Below are 21,095 nucleotides of genomic sequence, written 5' to 3'. Positions count from 1 at the left end.
TTAGCGGCAGCATTTGTATGTGCATTCTCAGTGCCACAGGCCATCGCGCAGACACATTCCATCCAGCCGGCGGAAGCGGTTGCTGAGGATGAGCAACGGGGCGAACTTGCCGAGGTGGTGGTGACCGCCCAGCGCCGAAGCGAGAACGGCCAGCATGTACCAGTCGCGGTCCAGTCGATCACCGGCGAAGCGATCCGCGACGCGGGCTACAAATCGGTGACCGATCTGCAATATCTGGCGCCCGGCCTGCAATATGATCCAACCCAGGGCGCGGCATTCCAGATCAGGGGTGTCGGGACGACCTCGTTTGACTTCTCCAACGCGAAATCGGTCAACGTGGTGGTCGACGACGTCGTGATGGACGGACAGCGTGCCAATGGGCTGATCGGCCTTGTCGACATTGCCCATGCCGATGTGCTGATGGGTCCCCAGGGGACGGCGTTCGGGAAGAATTCAACGTCAGGCGTCCTGTCGATCTCGACCAACAAGCCGCAGTTGAACACACGGTCACTTGAGGCCAGCGCCAGCCTGGGCGCGTATAACGACCGAATCCTGAACGCAACTGTCAACGTCCCGGTCGGGGATCGGGCAGCGCTGCGCATCTCCGGCTTCGATCAAGGGCAGGACGGATTCGGCCGCAATGTCACGTTGAACCGGCTGGTTGGATCAACCCACGATTATGGCGGCCGCGCCAGACTGTTGCTTCAACCCAATGATCGCTTCGATCTGCTGGTGTCGGGCGACTATGGGCATCATTGGGACAGCGACGTCCGCACGCCCGTTTCCGGGCAGCCGGCACCGGTGGCCGCGCTTCTCAGGTCGCTCGGAGTCACCCCGGGGCCGCGCAGCGCGGACACCGCGGACGGCATCTTTGGCCAGTTGGAAAGCGAAGAATGGGGAGCCTCCGTGAGAGCGCACGCCCGGATCGGCGATCACGATCTCACGTCCATCAGCGCATATCGCTACACCCGCTACAACAACAACACCCCCGTAAATCTCACGCCGATCGACCGGTTTGCCTATGTGCCGTACAACATCGGCTACCTTCATACCGACAAGGTGAGCCAGGAGGTCCATCTCGCCTCGCCTCAACGCGGCTGGTTCCAGTATCTGGTCGGGGGGTTCTACAACCGGCTGGAGGCCACCCAGGCGCAACTCCAATGGGCAACGCTGGGAACGCCGATCGTCACCACGAGCGTCACGCCGCGGCCCCTCTTCGCCGTGTCCGGCGCGATCGGTGCCAGCGGGAACGCCTCGCTGTTCCATGCCGTGAACGAAACCGAAGCAGTGTTCGGCGAGGTGCGCATCGTGCCGACAGCCTGGTTCCGCATCGACCTCGGCGCCCGCTACAGCCACGACGATAATGCCCAGCGTCTGGGCTACGTGACGATCGACCCTGTCCCGATCACGGGCTTTTCCCCCCGGTTCCTGCCGACGAGCGCCCCGCCGGTGATCCCGTTCGGGCGCGTCAAGGGCGATGATGTCTCCGTCCGCGTATCGCCCACGTTCCAGATCGCGCCTGACCTCATAGTCTATGGCACCTTCACGACCGGCTACAAGCCGGCGGGGATCGCCTTCGTCGGCAACAAATATGATCCCTATGCCTCGGAGGCGGTGCGCGCCTGGGAATTCGGCCTCAAGTCCGAATGGTTCGGGCGACGGGTTCGCGTCAACATCGATCTTTTCCGGTCCGACTTCTCCAACTTCCAGGCTACCATTCTCACCAAGATCCCCGACGGGGCTGGCGGTTTCCTCCTCGCAACAGCGATCGGCAACGCGGGTGGCTTGCGCAGCCAGGGTATCGAAACCAGCATCACGGTGCGCCCTTCGCGCGCGCTGTCGCTCGCTGCTTCCGCATCGTACACGGACGCGTATTTCACACAGTATCGGTTCGACGCCACGACCGACTATACGAACACACGCCTGCCTAATGCCCCCGCCCTCTCCGCCACGGCGTCGGCAACCTATGCACGCGCGCTGTCCGCGCACGTGAAGCTGCGCCTCCATGCCGACTATGCCTATCGCAGCGAGACCTGGACCGTCGTCGGCCAGCCCGGCTACTCCTATGTGCCGGGGTTCGGCCTCACCAATGCGCGCGTGAGCATCCTGCACGAACCATCGGGCGTCGAAGCGGGCATCTATGCGCGCAATCTGTTCGACACCTATTTCTCCACCGGATGGCAGATCTACGGTGCGCTAGGGCTGCTCCACTATACCTCGCCCAACGCGCGCCGTACGCTGGGTGCCTTTGCGAACGTGCGGTTCTGATGCAGGGCCTCCTCGCGCGATTTCGTCCAACCGCGGCGGCGACGGCCTGTGCGCTTCTGCTCGCTGCCGGCGCACCGCAACGGCAAGAGGCAGCCGGGGCGCCAGAGCCCGAGGCTAGCGACCTTGGGGACTCCACGCCCCTGAACCATCTGCAGGTTCTCGGCACGCACAACAGCTATGCACTTGGCGTCGACCCGAGGATTGCGGCGCTTCTCGATGCACGATTACCGTCCACCGCCAAGCTGCTCTCGCTCTTGCCGCTCGACAAGCGGCGGGAAATTGCGCTGGCGCATCCGAATGACGTGCTTTTTTCGGAGGCGTTGAACTTCCGACACCCGAGCCTGACCCAACAGCTGGACCTCGGCGTGCGTGCGCTGGAACTCGATGTCCACCCGGACCCAAAGGGCGGCGCCTACGCCGATCCCGCCGCCTATCGGCTGCTGCGAACCCAGGGGATCAACGACCTCTTGCCGTTCGACGCGGCCGCCCTGGCCGCGCCCGGACTGAAAGTGCTGCATATGGCGGACGTCGACGTTCGCAGTTCGTGCCCGACCTTCCGCCAGTGCCTTGCCGAGCTGAAAGCCTGGTCGAACGCACACCAGCGGCACATCCCGATTTTCGTGATGATAGAAGCCAAGGTGGAGGCGCGTCCGCTCCTGCCCGGCACATCGCCAGTTCCCCCCTTCGCGCCCCAAGACTATGCGGAGATCGATGACGCGATCCGAGCGGCGATCGGTCGCGATCATCTGGTCACGCCCGACGACGTTCGCGGCTTCCACACTACGCTCGAAGAAGCGGTGTTCGCAGCCCACTGGCCGACGCTAGGGCAGGCACGAGGGAAATTCGTCTTCCTGCTGATGACGGCGACCGGCCACGATGGTGCCGACGCTTATCTGCGCGGTCATCCCAATCTGGAGGGCAGGTCGGCCTTTCTTGACTCGCAGCCGGGCCAGCCGCACGCGGCGTTCATTCTCGACGACAACGCGCTGGCGCGCGGCGCCGAGATCCGGCGCGAAGTCGCGCGAGGGTACATGGTCCGCACGCGCGCAGACATCGATACCTATGAGGCGAAGATCAACGACAAGGCCCGCGCTGATGCTGCGGTCGCCAGCGGCGCGCAGATCGTTTCGACAGACTTCGAACAGCCGGGCAACGCCTATGGAACATCCTATGTCGTTCGCCTGCCGGGCAGGGGGCCAGCACGGCTGACGCCCAGCGCACGCTGACCCGCTCGTTTGTGCGGAAAATGATCCTGTCGAGAAAGCATGCCCCTATGCGTCCACACGTCAATGGCGGTAAAGAACTCCGTCGCCTGCTGATCGGCTATGCCTCGGTACACCTTGGCATCAGCCTGCTTTGGGCGGGTGAAGAACTGCTGGGCCTCTATATCGTGGTCCGGTTTCTGGCACTCGAGCCTGGTCTTGCGGGAGGCTTGTTTCTTGCGAGTGCGATGGCGAATGCGTTCTGCGATGGTGCAATCGGCCGCGCCATCATCCGCTTCGGAGCGTTCCGCAGGGCGTTGCCGTTGCTGTCGACGCTGGCGATTCTGGCAGCGTCCGCAAGCTTTGCGGCCCTGCCCATCTTAACGCCGCGGAACGTCTGGGAGGCAACGCTGCTTCTGCTGGTTTTCAGGCTCAGCTACAGCGTCGCAGATGTACCGCATAACGGCCTGACCCGCCGTCTCGCAGCGCGCGGCGCCGACTTGATGGCGGCCCGCATCCGTGCGTTCGGCTCCGCCATCGCGACCTTGGTGATCGGTTTCGCGGCGGCATTGCTCCAATCTAGCGCCAGCGACACGCCCTTCAAGGCATCGTTGCTATGCGGCTTCATCGCGCTGGCCGCGCTTGCACTGATGGTGCCTTTGCCGTTCCTGCTGCGCGGCGACAACCTCTCATCGGGCCCATCCGAGGTTACACCGACGGGGCGGACATCGTCCGCGCTCCTGCGGTTCTCCACCGCGACCATGTTCGGTATCGCGGCAATCGCGGCGACGGCGAAGGCGCTGCTACATATCGACACCGTGGACAACGCGCTCGCCCCCCTGGCGTTGTTGATCGTGATCGTTGCGCGATTGGGCGCGATATGGCTGTGGTCGCCCCTCGCCCGCGGGATCGGTAGCGGGCCGGCATTGGGCTGGGCCTACGCCGCCTGCGGGGCAACGGCGCTGCTTCTACCATGGGCCGGACAGCTTGGACCTGCGGTGATATTGCTCTTTGCCTGGTTCGGCGTCGGTAGCGGGGGCGTCGCGTTCCTCAGCTGGGCTGTCTTGACGAAAGCGATCGCACGGGACGGTCAAACGGGAGCGACGCGCTTCACCGCAGCCTTCAGCATCTACACCATGATGACGAAGATTGCGCTGGGCCTCGCAGCATTGCTGGTGGGGACTTGGCTATCCAGCATCGGAATGCGAATCCACGCCGATCCACGCCAGTTCCTGCTGCTCGGCCTACCCATTGCCCTCACCTGCACGCTGGCGGGCGTCGCCATAGCGCGCGACCATTGCCAAGCGGAGCGCCACGATCCCTCATAACTGCCGCAGTCTGGCAAGATCCTCGATCGTTATGCGCCCGGAGCCATCACATGCCCCCCGTGCTTCCATCGCCAGGAAATTGCCGACAAGGATCAACGCGGCGGACTGTATGGATGCTTCGTCGATCGGGACACCTCGGGAAAGTGCGCCCCGGATCGCTTCTCTCCCGTTTTCCGCACGCCGCCGCCGCATATCCAGTGCGAACGGCATCAGTTGTGGATCGCGCGCGGCCGCGAGGGCGATCGCATGGGTGGAGCGCATTAACGCGGACCAGGACTGGAACCGCGCCGGGGCACCCAGATCCTGCAGTTCGTTCCGCATGCTCAAAACGAGCGCGCCAAAACCGGCACTGAGCAGGTCGCTGCGGGTCCGAAAATAATGCGCGACACTGGAATTGGAGACGCCCGCGCGAGCGGCAACCGCTCGATGCGAGATCGCCGCGACGCCTTGCTCTGCGATGAGCGAGGCGATCTCCCCGGCAATGTCCGCCCGCTTCGTGCCGGGGGTCAAATCGATCAGCAGCGGGGCTTCTGCACTTTCGTTGCCGCAGGCCGCTACCAATTGCGGAAAACGCGCGCGAAGGCCCGTATGCGTGCCCGCCAGGCGAGATGCGAGGCACTCCACCGTCGCTGCGCGCAGCAACCGGTAATCGGCATTGCCGCCGGCAGCGAGGGAGAAGGGAAGCTCGTCCCGAATATAGCTTGCGATGGCACGCCCGAAGAGCACCGCATCCTCGAACGGCAAAAGCCCGACCATCAAATCGCGCCAGAAATCATCCTGCGCGTCGAGGATCGCTGCCATTCCAGGATAGAGGTCGGGGCTGACAGCCGCCTCGAGGAAGAGCTCGCAACCCACCAGGGAAGACACGCGCGTCACTTGGCTCGCATCTTCGATCCACGTCGTGATGACGCTCGACAGAACCAAGGGGTCTGTCAGATCAAGCCCCCTCACGCGCTCGACCCAGGATGCTTGGCTTTGCTGCTGCTCAAGATGCTCGCGTTCCAGCAGCTGCTTGAGAAGCGCCGCTTTGTCGCCGATGCGATAACTCAGGGAACCGAGCGAAATACCCACATCGTGGGCAATCACACGCAAACTGAGCCCCCGCATACCTTCCGCAGCGATCCGCGCCCGGGCTGCATCGATCAACTGCCGAACTGGGGAATTGGTCATTTCAGCACACCAATGCCTCTCTACCCATTTCGAGGCAATGCTTCATCATCACCGGCCGTGCTGAATGTTGATCAAACAGCAGCCGCATCATCCATTTCAGAACGCATTCGTAACAATTTCTGACGAGGTACAAGTTACAGTCTCCCAGTCGTTAACAATTTCGCGCGGCGCGCGCTGTCCGGTGGAGCAACCTGAACAGGATGTCGTCATACTCGTCGGCTAGCGATCGGCTGGTGGCGAGAAACCGCTGGATCCGGCGCCGCTGGCGGTCGCGATAGGCTTGCCATTCGCCATCATGCTGCGCACACACCTGCAAAATGTGCCGGGCTGCCTCGTCTATGTCGTTCTCAGGATAAAAATAGCCGAGGTCCCGGACGAGCTGCGCATTGTGAACGAGTGGATACCCCTGCCAGCAGCATTCGAGGTAGAAATAGTTTAGCGGCAGACCCCATTGATGGGAAATCACGACATCGACATCGGCACTTAGAAAATCCGGTGTCCGGACACGACCGAGAAACCCTGCCCTGCCCGCCTTCACGATTTCCAGATGGTGCATCAGCCCTGCAAATTCGCGGTTGGTGAGCGCCATGTGCTCACTATTGGCTACGTAGAGCACCTCGATGTGTTCAGGTGCGGCGCGAAAAGCACGCTCCGCCGCAAGGATCGGATAGAGGCAGAACTTCAACACATCGATGTTGGGCTCGATCACCGCCAGTCGTCGCCCCGCTCCTCGGGGCCGATACTCGCCGCCGTGGGGAAGCGCTCCGGCCACGCTCTCGATCGCCATTGGATCCCAGACGAACGGAACCTCTCTTCCGGGGCAGCGGCGAAGCGTCTGCAGAAACGGCAAGGTCGTCCCCGCGATCTGGGGTATCGCCCAGATTTCGTCATAGTCCTGATTGATGAAAATCGAGTCCCATAACGGACGCCCGAAAATCATGGCTTCCATGTTCTGGACATATTCCGGCCCGCAGCAATAGCTGACCAGCCTGGTTCGCTGGGCCTTGATCCTGGCCGTCTGCGCCGGAGAGATCTGCCCCCCCAGCTCGATCACGATGTCCAACCCGTCGCAGGCGGCATCGAACGGCGCCGTCGGGTAGCTTTTCAAGTCCCAGGGAAGTGCGGACGTGATGGGGACATCCGTCGTGTTGAGCAGTACGACATCATGTGCGAGTGCCGAATTGCGGAACAGCTTCGCCAGAAACAGGGCGTTCTGCTTGATCCCGTTGGTCCACAGGCTCTCGTCCGGCGCGCGCAAGCCGATCGTGATACCGATACGGAGAGATCGACGACCCATGGTTCACCCTGCCCAGTTTAGCGATGCCTGACGTCGCAGGACGAGGCAGCCGCCATTGTTGCTGATCAAGCTGTAGGTTTCGCCAGCCTGACGCGGGTTCTGATAGACGGTGATGCCGTCGATCAGTTGGCCGGACGGAAAACCGCCCAACTCCCCACTCGCGACCGCCGCACAGGGCCGTGCCGCATAGGAAACGCGCTCGACCAGCACGGCACAGCCTGCGGGTGACGGGATCGCGGCGATCGATAGCGCCGCGCGCAGCGTACCGTTGCCCAGTCCGGTGAGCGAGAAAAACGGGGCGCTGTCCGGCATCTTGCGGTCCCAATCGACAATGATGTCTTGCAACGTCGCACCCGCCGTCGCCCGCTGGGCGATGGCGGCGATCATCGGCAGACAGCGTTTCACCCCGACGGTACGGGCGGCAGCGACGACGAGAGGCTCCTTTGCCGGCGCTGCGCCGGTCGGCCCGGCATCTGCCATTCTCCCGAGCAGGAAGCTCCCGAGCGCGACGGGCAGCGCTACCGCAAGCTTGCCCCGCCAGGTGCTGAAGCGGCTCATCGGTCGCGCTTTCGCGCTACGACTGCCTGCAAGACCTGTCCGAACACGGCAATGTTCTCCGCGCCCACAGGGTCAAGATCCGACAGCAAAGCGCGCGCCCGTGCGCGGTATCCATCCAGATCCCGATCGTGTTCGGCCAGCGCCTGGCGAAGCGCCAACGCGCCGTCTTCCGGATCGAACGATGCGTATCGGTAGCCGCAGCCTTTCAGCAGGTGCGAGTTGTGAATCAGGGGAAAGCCGCCGTACAGCGCTTCGTAGTACACGTAGTTCTGCGCATTCTCCCAGTGGTGAGAAACGATCGCATCGGCAGAGGCACCCATGATATTGAAGATGGGCAAGCGCGGCTCGAACGTCGCCAACCCCTGTCGCACAAGGTCCATCGATCGTGCATAGGCGACGAAGTCGCCATGCTCCTTTAGCGCCATGCTGTTATATACTTGCAGGAGCTCGATCGCGTTCGGGTCCTGGCGATGCGCGACATCGCACAGCAGCAAGGGGAGATGGCAGGTCTTCACCGTGCAGATATTCGGTTCAACCACGGCGACCCGCCAGCGCCGACGGCCCGGGCGATATTCGAACGGCTCCGCACACCCCGCCCTCGACCGCGCCTGTTCGAGCAGCGTCGGGTTCCACAGGTGCGGCATCACCCGCACGGGAGCGCGAAAGCCGCTCTGGTAATAGGATGCGCAGGTCTTCTCGAAGGCAGGCAAGGTCCAGATTTCATCGTACGGCACGCCCGACATCAACAACGCAGACGGCATGTCGAAGGCCATGCGCTCGACGTCGATCACATAGTCGTTGGCGACGCGCATCCCGATGATGTGCCCCCCCTTCTCCGAGAACTGCTGCCCCCAGGCAGGATCGAGTTGTGCGCTGAGTTCGATGATCACATCGAGCTCGCGCATCGCCTCGGTAAGGGAAAGCACTGGGGCCGGGGCATGCTGCAGGAAGTCCCCGGCGGATTTCGGATCCCCCGGCCCGCCGTTGACGATGAAGCACCGGTCCACGATCGGCGATCGCGCCAGCAGCATCAGGAGGAAGTAGCAGTTCTGGAAGATGCCGTTCTCCCAGAGCGACTGGCTGCCGTCTCGGATGAACAGGGTAACCCCCACATTGAGCCGAGCGCCTCGTGCGCGTGCCTTTGCCTTGCTCATGCCTGCGGCCCTCCCCGACGCGAGGCGAGGCTCAGCAGCCTGCGCGCATATGCATTCAGATTATGACGGTCGAATGGGCTCAGGCTCGCGATCTTGCTCGCGGCCGCGGCCGTATAGGCCGGCAGTTCCCGGTCGTGTTCACGGTACGCCCGCAATAGCTGGAAGGCGCCAGCCGCGACGTCCGATTCCGGATAATAATATCCGACCTGCGCGAAAAGCGGAGAATTGTGAACCAGAGGATATCCGCCCGCAAGCGCATCCAGGTACAGATAGTTTTGCGAACATTCGATCTGGTGGCTGACGACGATATTCGCCCCCCTTCCCATGACATGTGAGAAATAATCCCTGCCGTGCAGAGCTACCTTGCCGCCCTTGTAAAGCTGACTGCTCCCAACCAACGCCTTGAACGTGTTGTGATTGGAAAACTGAATCGTGTTCATGAAGTCCACGGCACCGATCACTGAAGAATCGGCCCGTTCAACCTCCTCTGCGATCAGGAACGGAAGAACCCCCATCTTGATCGGAGAGATATTGGGTTCGAAAATTGCCACCCTTGCCTTTTGGTTGGCCAGTGTTCCTTGGCGGTATCCAAACCTTTCTCCATCATGAAAAAAGCTATCCCGGAGAAAATTCGGTGCCCAGAGATATGGCACGACCGAAACGGGGCAACGGTGGATACTACGCACCATCGCCTCGAACGTCGCATCCTTCTCTAGAACCCAGACTTCGTCACACCGCTCGGGCGTGACGAAACACCCCACGCCTCCGAACGTCGTATGATCGACGATCGACACATAGGGCTGGCCGCAAATGTAGTAGGCGGCACGGCCACCTCTCGCCCGAAAACGCTCCAACCATTCGTGGTCGATCGCGCCGGACAATTCGATCGCGACATCGATCAGGTCGATCGCATCGCGGAGGGGCAACAACGGAAAACGCGCGCCTGCTTCTCCAGATCCGTCAGGCGCCGTGTCGCTATCTCCGCAATTCAGCAGGTAAACAGCTTCTACGAACGGAAGCTGCTCGCACAGCGTCGCCAAGTGATAGACATTCTGCCCGATGCCGTTGTTCCAGATATTCTGTCCGGCTTGGGTGAAGATAGAGATGCCAATGCGCATGCGATACTCACGTTGGGTCGCTAGAAAATGGGGAAGTGCGGGGGGGGCATGCCCTCGCACTTCCCCGCTCCAGGACTTTTGGGGGAACTATAAGTCCTGGAGCAGCGGCGCGGTTACCAACCGAAGGCGATGCCGGCGCCGTACACCGACTTGCCTCCAGAGATAGACGCACCCGCTTTCACTTTGACGCTGTCGCCAACCCGGCCCGTGATACCAAGCGCAACGGCCTGATATCCATTGAAGCCGGCGACGCTCATGCCGATCGAGACGCGCTGATCCGGGTCGATGTCCGGGATCAGCGACATTGCCGTGGCTCCGGCGATGCCGAAGGACGTCGATCGCGCCAGATCATATACCTGGTTCTGTACACCGGCGATCTGGTTGCCCAGCATCATGTTTGAACGCTCGAGCTGCCCGACCGTCGCCGCATCCGTCGGTGCAATGCCATCCGCAACATTGGTTATCCTTCGAGTCTGGCTCTCCGAGCCCACCGAGACCGTGTTCGGTCCGCTTGCGGTGCTGCGATCGCCGAGGACGACCGCACCGTCGTTCCCGGCAGCAACATTGACGTTGTTGCCGAGCACGAAGACGCCATTGGAAGCGACCGTGTTATTGTTGCCGACGGCATAGCTTCCATCGCCGCTGACGACATTCGGGTCGCCGATCGCGCCCGAATGAGCGCCAGTCACCACGTTGGCGAAGCCGATCGCGATGGACTGGTTGCCGACCGCCTTGTTGCCATAGCCGACTGCGGTAGCGCCCGCCCCGGTTGCAACTGCGCGGAAGCCAATCGCGGTTCCGTTCGTCGACTCCGCTCTGGCGTTCGAACCATAGGCCGTTGCGCCGTCTGCGACCGCCGCTGCGCAAAGCCCGGTTGCAGTGGTGTCGATACCATCCACCTGGCGGCACGAAACGCTGTCGGCGATCTTAACGGTATCGCCGCTCGCGCCTCGCGTCTGGAACAACGTCGAACTTTGCATGCCGCCTGCAACCGAGGCAACCACTTGGGTCCCAGCACTGGCCGCGGCAAGTATCGGCGTTAGAACCGTGCTGAGCGACGCGAAGTCCTGCGCGGTCGTGGTCGACAGCGATGCCAAACCGGTCGACACCGACGCTATGCCGGTAGCCGTGCCCGTCGACAGGCTCACCAAGCCCGACGACACCGTGGCAACGTTGCTCGCGACCGTGCTGAGGCTCGTCGAGGTCGAGGTCGACAGCGACGTCACGGTGCTGTCGGTCGTGCTCAGCCCGGTCGATAGCGAGGTGATGCCGCTGTTCGCTGCACTGAGTCCCGTCGAGGTCGAGGTCGACAGTGCGGTCACGGTGCTGTTGGTCGTGTCGAGGCCCGTCGACAGCGAGGTGATCCCGCTGGTCGCCGCGCTCAGCCCGGTCGAGGTGGAGGTCGACAGCGCCGTCACGGTGCTGTTGGTCGTGTCGAGGCCCGTCGATAGCGAGGTGATCCCGCTGGTCGCTGCACTGATGCCCGTCGAGGTCGACGTCGACAGCGCCGTCACGGCGCTGTTCGTCGTATCGAGACCCGTCGACAGCGAGGTGATCCCGCTGGTCGCCGCGCTCAGCCCGGTCGAGGTCGAGGTCGACAGCGCCGTCACGGTGCTGTTGGTCGTGTCGAGGCCCGTCGATAGCGAGGTGATCCCGCTGGTCGCTGCACTGATGCCCGTCGAGGTCGAGGTCGATAGTGCCGTCACGGTGCTGTTGGTCGTATCCAGCCCCGTCGACAGCGAGGTGATCCCGCTGTTGGCCGCGCTCAGTCCGGTCGAGGTCGACGTCGACAGCGCCGTCACGGTGCTGTTGGTCGTGTCGAGGCCCGTCGATAGCGAGGTGATCCCGCTGTTGGCCGCGCTCAGCCCGGTCGAGGTGGAGGTCGACAGCGCCGTCACGGTGCTGTTGGTCGTATCCAGCCCCGTCGACAGCGAGGTGATCCCGCTGGTCGCCGCGCTCAGCCCGGTCGAGGTCGAGGTCGACAGCGACGTCACGGTGCTGTTGGTCGTATCCAGCCCCGTCGACAGCGAGGTGATCCCGCTGGTGGCGGTGCTCAGGCCAGTCGAGGTCGACGTCGACAGTGCGGTCACGGTGCTGTTGGTCGTGTCGAGGCCCGTCGATAGCGAGGTGATCCCGCTGGTCGCTGCACTGATGCCCGTCGAGGTCGAGGTCGATAGTGCCGTCACGGTGCTGTTGGTCGTATCCAGCCCCGTCGACAGCGAGGTGATCCCGCTGGTCGCCGCGCTCAGCCCGGTCGAGGTCGAGGTCGACAGCGACGTCACGGTGCTGTTGGTCGTGTCGAGGCCCGTCGATAGCGAGGTGATCCCGCTGGTCGCTGCACTGATGCCCGTCGAGGTCGACGTCGACAGCGCCGTCACGGCGCTGTTCGTCGTATCGAGACCCGTCGACAGCGAGGTGATCCCGCTGGTCGCGCTGCTCAGTCCGGTCGAGGTCGACGTCGACAGCGCCGTCACGGTGCTGTTGGTCGTGTCGAGGCCCGTCGACAGCGAGGTGATCCCGCTGGTGGCGGTGCTCAGGCCAGTCGAGGTCGACGTCGACAGTGCGGTCACGGTGCTGTTGGTCGTGTCGAGGCCCGTCGACAGCGAGGTGATCCCGCTGGTCGCCGCGCTCAGCCCGGTCGAGGTGGAGGTCGACAGCGCCGTCACGGTGCTGTTGGTCGTGTCGAGGCCCGTCGATAGCGAGGTGATCCCGCTGGTCGCTGCACTGATGCCCGTCGAGGTCGAGGTCGATAGTGCCGTCACGGTGCTGTTGGTCGTATCCAGCCCCGTCGACAGCGAGGTGATCCCGCTGGTCGCCGCGCTCAGCCCGGTCGAGGTGGAGGTCGACAGCGCCGTCACGGTGCTGTTGGTCGTGTCGAGGCCCGTCGATAGCGAGGTGATCCCGCTGGTCGCTGCACTGATGCCCGTCGAGGTCGACGTCGACAGCGCCGTCACGGCGCTGTTCGTCGTATCGAGACCCGTCGACAGCGAGGTGATCCCGCTGGTCGCGCTGCTCAGCCCGGTCGAGGTCGACGTCGACAGCGCCGTCACGGTGCTGTTGGTCGTATCGAGGCCCGTCGACAGCGAGGTGATCCCGCTGGTGGCGGTGCTCAGGCCAGTCGAGGTCGAGGTCGACAGTGCGGTCACGGTGCTGTTGGTCGTGTCGAGGCCCGTCGACAGCGAGGTGATCCCGCTGGTCGCCGCGCTCAGCCCGGTCGAGGTGGAGGTCGACAGCGCCGTCACGGTGCTGTTGGTCGTGTCGAGGCCCGTCGATAGCGAGGTGATCCCGCTGGTCGCTGCACTGATGCCCGTCGAGGTCGACGTCGACAGCGCCGTCACGGCGCTGTTCGTCGTATCGAGACCCGTCGACAGCGAGGTGATCCCGCTGGTCGCGCTGCTCAGTCCGGTCGAGGTCGACGTCGACAGCGCCGTCACGGTGCTGTTGGTCGTGTCGAGGCCCGTCGATAGCGAGGTGATCCCGCTGTTGGCCGCGCTCAGCCCGGTCGAGGTGGAGGTCGACAGCGCCGTCACGGTGCTGTTGGTCGTATCCAGCCCCGTCGACAGCGAGGTGATCCCGCTGGTCGCCGCGCTCAGCCCGGTCGAGGTCGAGGTCGACAGCGACGTCACGGTGCTGTTGGTCGTATCCAGCCCCGTCGACAGCGAGGTGATCCCGCTGGTGGCGGTGCTCAGGCCAGTCGAGGTCGACGTCGACAGTGCGGTCACGGTGCTGTTGGTCGTGTCGAGGCCCGTCGACAGCGAGGTGATCCCGCTGGTCGCCGCGCTCAGCCCGGTCGAGGTCGACGTCGACAGTGCGGTCACGGTGCTGTTGGTCGTGTCGAGGCCCGTCGATAGCGAGGTGATCCCGCTGGTCGCTGCACTGATGCCCGTCGAGGTCGAGGTCGATAGTGCCGTCACGGTGCTGTTGGTCGTATCCAGCCCCGTCGACAGCGAGGTGATCCCGCTGGTCGCCGCGCTCAGCCCGGTCGAGGTCGACGTCGACAGCGCCGTCACGGTGCTGTTGGTCGTATCCAGGCCCGTCGACAGCGAGGTGATCCCGCTGTTGGCCGCGCTCAGCCCGGTCGAGGTCGACGTCGACAGCGCCGTCACGGCGCTGTTCGTCGTATCGAGACCCGTCGACAGCGAGGTGATCCCGCTGGTCGCGCTGCTCAGTCCGGTCGAGGTCGAGGTCGACAGCGACGTCACGGTGCTGTTGGTCGTATCCAGCCCCGTCGACAGCGAGGTGATCCCGCTGGTCGCGCTGCTCAGCCCGGTCGAGGTCGACGTCGACAGCGCCGTCACGGTGCTGTTCGTCGTATCGAGACTCGTCGACAGCGAGGTGATCCCGCTGGTCGCGCTGCTCAGCCCGGTCGAGGTCGACGTCGACAGCGCCGTCACGGTGCTGTTGGTCGTGTCGAGGCCCGTCGACAGCGAGGTGATCCCGCTGTTGGCCGCGCTCAGCCCGGTCGAGGTGGAGGTCGACAGCGCCGTCACGGTGCTGTTGGTCGTATCCAGGCCCGTCGACAGCGAGGTGATCCCGCTGGTCGCTGCACTGATGCCCGTCGAGGTCGAGGTCGATAGTGCCGTCACGGTGCTGTTGGTCGTATCCAGCCCCGTCGACAGCGAGGTGATCCCGCTGGTCGCCGTGCTCAGGCCGGCCGAGGTCGAGGTCGACAGCGACGTTACATTGTTGTTGGTCGCGCCCAAACTCGTCGACAGCGAGGTGATCCCGCTGGTCGCAGCGGTCAGACCGCTCGCCGTGGACGTCGACAGCGAGGTGATGCTGGCATTCGCATCGGTCAACCCGCTCGCCGTGGACGTCGACAGCGAGGTGATGCTTGCATTCGCAGCGGTCAACCCGCTTGCCGTGGACGTCGACAGCGACGATTGGCCAGTTGATAGATAGCTGATCCAGGAACTTGACAGCGAAGCCCCGGTCGACAGCGACGCCAGGCTGGTGTTCGCGCTCGACAGTCCGGTCGACAGCGACGATTGGCCAGTCGATAGATAGCTGATCCAGGAACTTGACAGCGAAGCCCCGGTCGAAAGCGACGCCAGACTGGTGGAAATTCCCGTCGAAACACTGGCCAGCTGCGCGCCGTTGACTGCGAAGGTGCTGGTAGAGCTGAGCGCCTGTCCGGCGATACCGTTCATAGTGATGCTAGCGGCGCCGGTCGTGACATCCGTACCTGCCGCCAACTTGACATTGCCGAAACCGTTAAGGCCGAAAGCGATGGTATTTTGCGTGCCGTCAACCTGAACGAGCGGCCCGTTTGGTCCGCCACCGGGGTTCGAATAAATCTGGACCAAACTGTCGCCGGCCTGGGCACCAAAATTGGCGGTACATGGCCGATTATTATCGATGCCAGTCGCACGGCTATCGAAAATCGCCACGTCAGTGGAGCTCCCGGTGCTACCCGTTACGCAGATCCCTGAAAACGCCGCCTGGGCAAAAGCCTCTGTCGGCATCAGCAGTGGCGCCGCGAAGACGAGTGCCGGAGCCAAAGCGGCCCAGCCCGCCGTCAAGCCGCCGTTCATGCCAGACCTGACGCCCGCACCGTTCGGGACCGCGAACGACATCTTGACGCCACCCTGGGCGCCGATGGCCCCAACCTTCGCCTTGCGCCCAAACACCACGTACATCGACGAGAGGCGCAGAATCGCCATTACGCGGCGACGCATGTTCTTACTCATCTCACCGTTGATGCCCACGATGCGGCCAACATTCGAAGCTGTGACACCTCTTGCCGCAGAACCCCTCTCTGGATCATCATATTTCATATAAGCACCCCTTTTATTCACACGTTTCCTTGGCCAATAATGACTAGAGACGACCTACCTATTTATTTTCTTTCGATTCAGGATCGCCTGAAAAACGATCAATCTGATAACCGGACAATAGCCACTCCCCACTTTTCTCATGAAAGAAGGAAAGAACTTCTTTTCTTACTGAAAATTTCGAGGGAGAATTCTCTAGAAGAGCCAATATCGTAACGGTGACATACTCGCCCGTCTGATTAGGATCGTCGTTCCCGGTCTTCTGAACCATCACCTGACTGATATTCTGCCAGTTGCGCTGAACGACCTTGCCGGCGAGGCGCTGGTTCAATTCGGCAACGAAGGCCTCGCGCGTGAAGCGGGCCTTGAGAATCGGCGAAACCTGGTCGTAGATCTTCGCGGCTTCACCGGCCGCAGCACGGCGCGAAATCTGGTTCGCAGCGTTTAGGAAAGCGTTGGGCGCGAGCCATTGATCGCCAGCGTCAGCGCGCGGCAACGAACCTTGCGGCGAGGCAGGCTGCGACACGACGCTAGCTGCGGCCCGCGCCGGCTCCGCCTTTGCCTGCCCCCGCCCCTCCGCCTCGGCAACCCCAGACCAAGAAAGGAGAAGAGCGAGAACCGATACATACGTGCAGCCCGCACCATTCATACGAGAATCCCCAATAGTTTTTCGAAAAGAGGCGGGTTCAAGACAGCAAGCGCCAAACGACGATGATCACGCCCCACAACAGGAGCGACGCGGGAAGCCCGACACAGAGGCCGCGCCACACCCCAGCCCTGTCGCCGTCGAGGTCGGGGCCGAAATCCGTGGGATCCGGGCGCCTCTTCACGCGCCCCACTCCGCGCCGCCGGCCTGCCACTGAAATGGCGGAATGCGGCCCGGACGACCGGCATACCCCCCAGGGCCGCGCCACCTGGGCCCACCGAAAAAGGCGCCGCAACCCCACGACACGCCCACGTCCAGTGCCACCGCAGCATGCCGGAACGTGTCAACGCCCTCGGCCACCACGAGCGGGGCAAGCACGGCCGCAAGCGCAACGACCCGGCGACACAGCTCCAGATCCCGGCCGCCCCGCGCAGCCAGCTCGATCAAAAATGGATCGAGCGTGATAACATCGGGCCGCAGCGCCAGCAGCCCCGCCAAGGCAATCTGTCCGCTGCCAAAGCCGAGCAGAACAATCTTGCAGCCCAGGCGACGGAGCCGATCCGCCAGCTCAGCGGCAGGACCCAGGAAAACCGCGAACTGCTCGCAATCAACGGCGACAAGCAGGCGCTCGGCGATGAACCGTTGCCCCTCAAGCTGGGCCAACAGCTGGTCCCACCAGGAAGAGCGCCGGAAGCTCGTCGCCGAAACCGACACACACACCGCCCACCCGCCGCCGCGCACGAGATGGTCAATCGCCCGCTGGACCTGCAGATGGTCAAAGATCGCCACCAGGCGCAGCCGCTCCAGTGCGCGATACCCCGCCTCCCGGTTGATGATCTGACCGACCACACCCGGGATTGCGACCTCCGCGCGCAGATACAGCAGCACGTCATCATCCACCGCACGGACGGGCGCCCAGGCGAATTGCAGCTCGCCGGAGACGAGTTCCGCATAGTGCGCCACCGCCGCCGCCATGTCGCGACGGGCGTCCTCAGGATCCAACGACTGCGTCGTGGGGCTGCCACTCGAACGCGCCAGAGTTTGGCGCGCCTCGATCAGCAGGAGATGCAGGACGTCCCTATCCCCCGACCCTCGCTCGGCGACAGTCGCATTCCACGAGAGCGCCACCTGCAGGACCGCGCCGGACACGAATAAGGGCCGACAGCCGACATCCAGCAACCAAGAACAAACCTGCGCGCGGAGGGCATCATTCGATGCACTGCCTATGTCGGTCGCAGCACGCACGACAAAGCACAGTTCTTCCGGCGACCAGATCACGCGCTCAGCGACCACATCGGAAGCGGTCACCAGGCGAAGCTGCACTGCACGCCAGACGGCCTCCGTGACCTCCAAGGCAACATTTTCCCCGGAGGCCGCCCGGATCGCCTTTAGATTGTCCACGTGAACAACAACCGCCAATGCAAGCCACGCCGCACTAGACGAGCGAATCATCGCCAGCGCCGAAGAACGAGCGGCGTCGGCACAGACATTTCGCCTGGCGCCGAAACGCCGCCTGCCTCCATCACCGCGCATCTTCGCTCCCGCCGCTTCGTGGGAGGCCCTCCCCCCTTGGCGAGACGAAATAACTAGTTCTGTTGCATGGTTGGACGATTGCGGCTTACGCGCGCCGCCTGCCATGAAGCCAAAACCGAAACTTGGGTCGAATATTATGCAGCATCTTATTTACGACACGCATGGGCAGCGAAAATATCTGACTGCTTCCGAGCGAAATGCCTTCCTAAAGGCTGCTAAAAATTTCGATAAAAGTACGTTTACATTGTGTTGGCTAATGTCAGTGACCGGGTGCAGAATTTCAGAGGCCCTATCTCTCACGACTAGGAGCATCGATGTTACCGGCCGGCTGATAATTATCGAGTGCCTCAAGAAAAGAAAGCGCGGCGTTTTTAGAAGCGTACCCGTTCCCTCGGAGCTTATCGAGCTAATCATCGAAGCACATGACCTTCGAGATGCAATGAAAGACCCGCGTTGTTCTGTGCATCTCTGGGAATTTTCACGCGTCACCGCGTATCGTAGAATCCGCAAGGTAATGGATGTGGCGGGTATCAACGGGTCACAGGCAATGCCGAAAGGTCTTCGCCATTCCTTTGGGGTAACGGCGATTCAATCCCAAGTCCCGCTTAATCTTGTGCAGCGATGGCTAGGTCACGCGGACATGCGGACCACGGCCATTTATGCCAGCGCCAGCGGTCCCGAGGAACGCAGCATCGCTCAGCGGATGTGGCGATCTAGCGCCATCGCGCTGCAGGAACTTTGCCATGCCACTTAAATAGGGGGATTACGGCGGCAAGGCTTCCGCGTTGCAGCCCCGCACGCCCGTGCGGCTGCCGCCACCCTCTCTCACGCTCGACGATTTTGGAGCAGACCCACCTGCTCCGCTTGCATAATGAAACAAAACTAGTTATTCTGATTCAAGCAAATCTATAGTAAGTTATTGTTTTGTCAATCATCCTCTGACGAAGCGTGCAGGAAGCGCGATATCAACCGCTGGTGTTGACCAGCGCGAGAGGGGCAATTTTATTGCCGGTCGCAAAAACGAACGTGTTACTTGTTTTGGAAACGAAATGATCGTAAAATGGAGCTACTGAATCCTTCGCATCCTTGAACCGCTTCTGCTAGTAGGCATCGGCATTAGCCAATGCTTACTGTCAATATTCAGAACGACAGTACGGTATATATTGCTGACTTCCTGCAGATCTTGCATGCAATGTATAATCTGATCGGCAGGCCACCGTTCCGTACCGTACAGTATGCTTACGTTCGTGATACGCTATGTCAGGATATTCACCGCCTTGGCCTGGTTGTCGACGGCTAGTCACCAAAGCCGCTGCGCCTTTTCAATGGGGACGCACATCGGCTCGCAAGCTTCGCGCCTCCGATGAGCGCCCCGCCCCATCCTTCCAACCAAGCCCAACCCCGCAGGAGGTGAGCTGCGCAGACCGGCAGCAGCCGCGACGTCAGGTCAAACCGAGCCGCTGCAGTTGACGGGCAAGGTCCACCAGCGTCCCGACGCCCATTTTCTTCATAATACGTGCGCGATGCACCTTGACGGTGCTCTCTGCCCGCCCAGAGCAATATGCGATCTGCTTGTTGCGAAGGCCGCTAGCAAGCAGATGCGCAACCTCGCGCTCGGTTTCGGTGAGACTATGGTATGCGGACCGCGCAACCTGAAGATTCACCTGGTCGACCTGCCTGTCGTCGAGCCGATCAAACGCCCCACCGACAGCGTCGATCAAGGCCTGGGGACGAAACGGCTTTACCAGAAACTCGAATGCACCAGCCTTCATCGCCGTAACGGCGTCCTCGACATGCGCCACACCACTTACGAAGACAAATTGGACTTCCGGGCGTCCGAGCAATTTTCGCTGCAAGAGCAAGCCACTGATGCCTTGAAGACGCAGGTCCACGACCAACACACCTGCCGGCTCGGCATGCGCCCTCAAGAAGTCGTTCGCGGAAGGATAGGCCACAACCTCGTATCCCACGCCCTCCAATAGGTGGATCAGTTCTCCACGCATCAACGCGTCGTCGTCGATGACGAACACCTGCCGTTCCTGGATCACGCTGCGCCCCCGTCACCGCATTCTGAGGGGAAGCGTAAGGGTCACACAGAGGCCTCCGCCCGCAGTCGCGTCCAAAGACAGCCTGCCGTTCAGCGTGCCGGCGAGCCGATTGCTGATACGCAATCCCAAGCCGCAACGCCCCCGCTTGGGACCTCTGGCAGCCGGCCGCACCCATTCTGACATCAAGGCCCGCCGACGCGCCGCGTCCATGCCCCGGCCATCGTCCTCGACACGGATGTGGCAAAACGCGCCCAGCACGGCGGACACTGTGATCACGATATTACGGCACCCCGCATGTCGGAGGGCGTTCTCGACGAGGTTCGTGACGACCTGGAGCAGGCAGCCCTTGTTGCTGATCAGAAATGTCGGCGCATTGCGCTCGACAGCAAGGTGAAGGCGAACCGATGCATCCTGAGCCTTCTGCTCAAGCAAGAGTAGCAATTCCTCAAGAAATGTATGGACTTCAAACTCCATCATTGCTGGAGCAATCGAATTGATATTCATGCGATCAGTGAAAATTAGGCCATCAAGCAGACCGAGTATTTGCTGGCTTGTCGCGAGCAGTCGCTTCGCGTCGCGCGCGTGCTGGGTCTGAATGTCTCCTGCTTCTGCAAGCCGCATCGCCGCTAGTATCAAGCTGCCTATCGGAGAGCGTATCTCGTGGCAAATCTCCGCGAGGATGCTGCCGATCTCCTTGTCTCGCTGATAACGGAGCTTTTCTGATACACGCGCTCGACTACGGAACTTTTGGCGACTTGCGTTCGTGACGGCATTGCGGTGGCGCATCCGATGGCCAACCGCTCGGTGGGCCCGATTCGTGCCTGACGGCATAACGATGCTCCTCTCCAGCAAACAGCATGCGAACGCTGCCCGACTCACATGGGTTAGAACATGCGTACTGCCATATATAAATATGTGCGGTAACCCGTTTTAGTACACTAGTACCGCTCTTCGTGCCGCTAATGTTCCATCGCCTAGCCTGTCAGCAAAGGAGGCAGG

At 62.3% G+C, this 21,095-nt stretch carries 15 protein-coding genes; 5 read left to right on the top strand and 10 right to left on the bottom strand.

The features are described from left to right. The first annotated feature begins 30 nt into the window (after positions 1-30). The 3 genes from OIM94_RS17785 to OIM94_RS17775 are packed head-to-tail and all read left to right on the top strand — an operon-like array spanning position 31 to position 4,798. Entirely contained in the window at positions 31-2,268 is a 2,238-nt protein-coding gene (locus OIM94_RS17785) for a TonB-dependent receptor (protein WP_264607990.1), read from the top strand. After that, a complete protein-coding gene (locus tag OIM94_RS17780; RefSeq protein ID WP_264607989.1) occupies positions 2,268-3,494 on the top strand; it encodes a phosphatidylinositol-specific phospholipase C1-like protein in 1,227 nt (408 codons plus the stop codon). Before OIM94_RS17785 ends, OIM94_RS17780 begins: the two co-directional genes overlap by 1 nt. A gap of 20 nt (positions 3,495-3,514) precedes the next feature. Next, positions 3,515-4,798 carry an MFS transporter gene (locus tag OIM94_RS17775; protein WP_264607988.1) on the top strand — a complete coding sequence of 428 codons (1,284 nt, stop codon included), beginning with the start codon at positions 3,515-3,517 and terminating at the stop codon, positions 4,796-4,798. On the opposite strand, the gene OIM94_RS17770 is transcribed toward OIM94_RS17775, so the two are convergent. The 6 genes from OIM94_RS17770 to OIM94_RS17745 form a co-directional block, all read right to left on the bottom strand. Continuing rightward, positions 4,793-5,968 (bottom strand): TetR family transcriptional regulator, encoded by a 1,176-nt coding sequence (locus OIM94_RS17770; RefSeq protein WP_264607987.1) that lies wholly within the window; start codon positions 5,966-5,968, stop codon positions 4,793-4,795. The two genes, OIM94_RS17775 and OIM94_RS17770, sit on opposite strands and share 6 nt — an antisense overlap. Before the next feature lie 151 nt (positions 5,969-6,119). Next, on the bottom strand, positions 6,120-7,226 hold the full coding sequence (locus OIM94_RS17765; RefSeq protein ID WP_264607986.1) for a DUF2827 domain-containing protein: 1,107 nt from the start codon (positions 7,224-7,226) through the stop codon (positions 6,120-6,122). Between the two features lie 42 nt (positions 7,227-7,268). Next, positions 7,269-7,823: a hypothetical protein gene (locus tag OIM94_RS17760; protein ID WP_264607985.1), complete on the bottom strand. Its 555-nt coding sequence runs from the start codon at positions 7,821-7,823 to the stop codon at positions 7,269-7,271. Then, positions 7,820-8,977: a DUF2827 domain-containing protein gene (locus tag OIM94_RS17755; RefSeq protein WP_264607984.1), complete on the bottom strand. Its 1,158-nt coding sequence runs from the start codon at positions 8,975-8,977 to the stop codon at positions 7,820-7,822. Before OIM94_RS17755 ends, OIM94_RS17760 begins: the two co-directional genes overlap by 4 nt. Further along, complete coding sequence (locus tag OIM94_RS17750; protein WP_264607983.1) at positions 8,974-10,095, bottom strand: DUF2827 domain-containing protein; 1,122 nt, start codon at positions 10,093-10,095, stop codon at positions 8,974-8,976. Before OIM94_RS17750 ends, OIM94_RS17755 begins: the two co-directional genes overlap by 4 nt. A 113-nt stretch (positions 10,096-10,208) precedes the next feature. Then, a complete protein-coding gene (locus OIM94_RS17745; RefSeq protein WP_264607982.1) occupies positions 10,209-11,243 on the bottom strand; it encodes a YadA family autotransporter adhesin in 1,035 nt (344 codons plus the stop codon). On the opposite strand from OIM94_RS17745, the gene OIM94_RS17740 reads away from it, so the two are divergent. After that, positions 11,224-14,997 carry a hypothetical protein gene (locus tag OIM94_RS17740; protein WP_264607981.1) on the top strand — a complete coding sequence of 1,258 codons (3,774 nt, stop codon included), beginning with the start codon at positions 11,224-11,226 and terminating at the stop codon, positions 14,995-14,997. The two genes, OIM94_RS17745 and OIM94_RS17740, sit on opposite strands and share 20 nt — an antisense overlap. A gap of 933 nt (positions 14,998-15,930) precedes the next feature. Here OIM94_RS17740 and OIM94_RS17735 read toward each other — a convergent pair. Further along, on the bottom strand, positions 15,931-16,518 hold the full coding sequence (locus tag OIM94_RS17735) for a DUF4019 domain-containing protein (RefSeq protein WP_264607980.1): 588 nt from the start codon (positions 16,516-16,518) through the stop codon (positions 15,931-15,933). A 177-nt stretch (positions 16,519-16,695) separates the two neighbouring features. After that, complete coding sequence (locus OIM94_RS17730; protein WP_264607979.1) at positions 16,696-18,048, bottom strand: EAL domain-containing protein; 1,353 nt, start codon at positions 18,046-18,048, stop codon at positions 16,696-16,698. A gap of 136 nt (positions 18,049-18,184) precedes the next feature. Here OIM94_RS17730 and OIM94_RS17725 point away from each other — a divergent pair, with 136 nt between their 5' ends. After that, a complete protein-coding gene (locus OIM94_RS17725; RefSeq protein ID WP_264607978.1) occupies positions 18,185-18,802 on the top strand; it encodes a tyrosine-type recombinase/integrase in 618 nt (205 codons plus the stop codon). Positions 18,803-19,490: 688 nt separating this feature from the next. Here OIM94_RS17725 and OIM94_RS17720 read toward each other — a convergent pair. Together OIM94_RS17720 and OIM94_RS17715 are read right to left on the bottom strand one after the other, a co-directional pair. After that, positions 19,491-20,096 (bottom strand): response regulator transcription factor, encoded by a 606-nt coding sequence (locus OIM94_RS17720; RefSeq protein ID WP_264607977.1) that lies wholly within the window; start codon positions 20,094-20,096, stop codon positions 19,491-19,493. 12 nt (positions 20,097-20,108) lie between these two features. Continuing rightward, positions 20,109-20,882, bottom strand: a complete 774-nt coding sequence (locus tag OIM94_RS17715; protein WP_264607976.1) for a sensor histidine kinase — start codon at positions 20,880-20,882, stop codon at positions 20,109-20,111. Between the last annotated feature and the right edge of the window lie 213 nt (positions 20,883-21,095).

The sequence above is a fragment of the Sphingomonas sp. R1 genome, assembly GCF_025960285.1.
GTDB lineage: Bacteria > Pseudomonadota > Alphaproteobacteria > Sphingomonadales > Sphingomonadaceae > Sphingomonas.
This window is presented reverse-complemented; position numbering and strand designations above follow the sequence as displayed.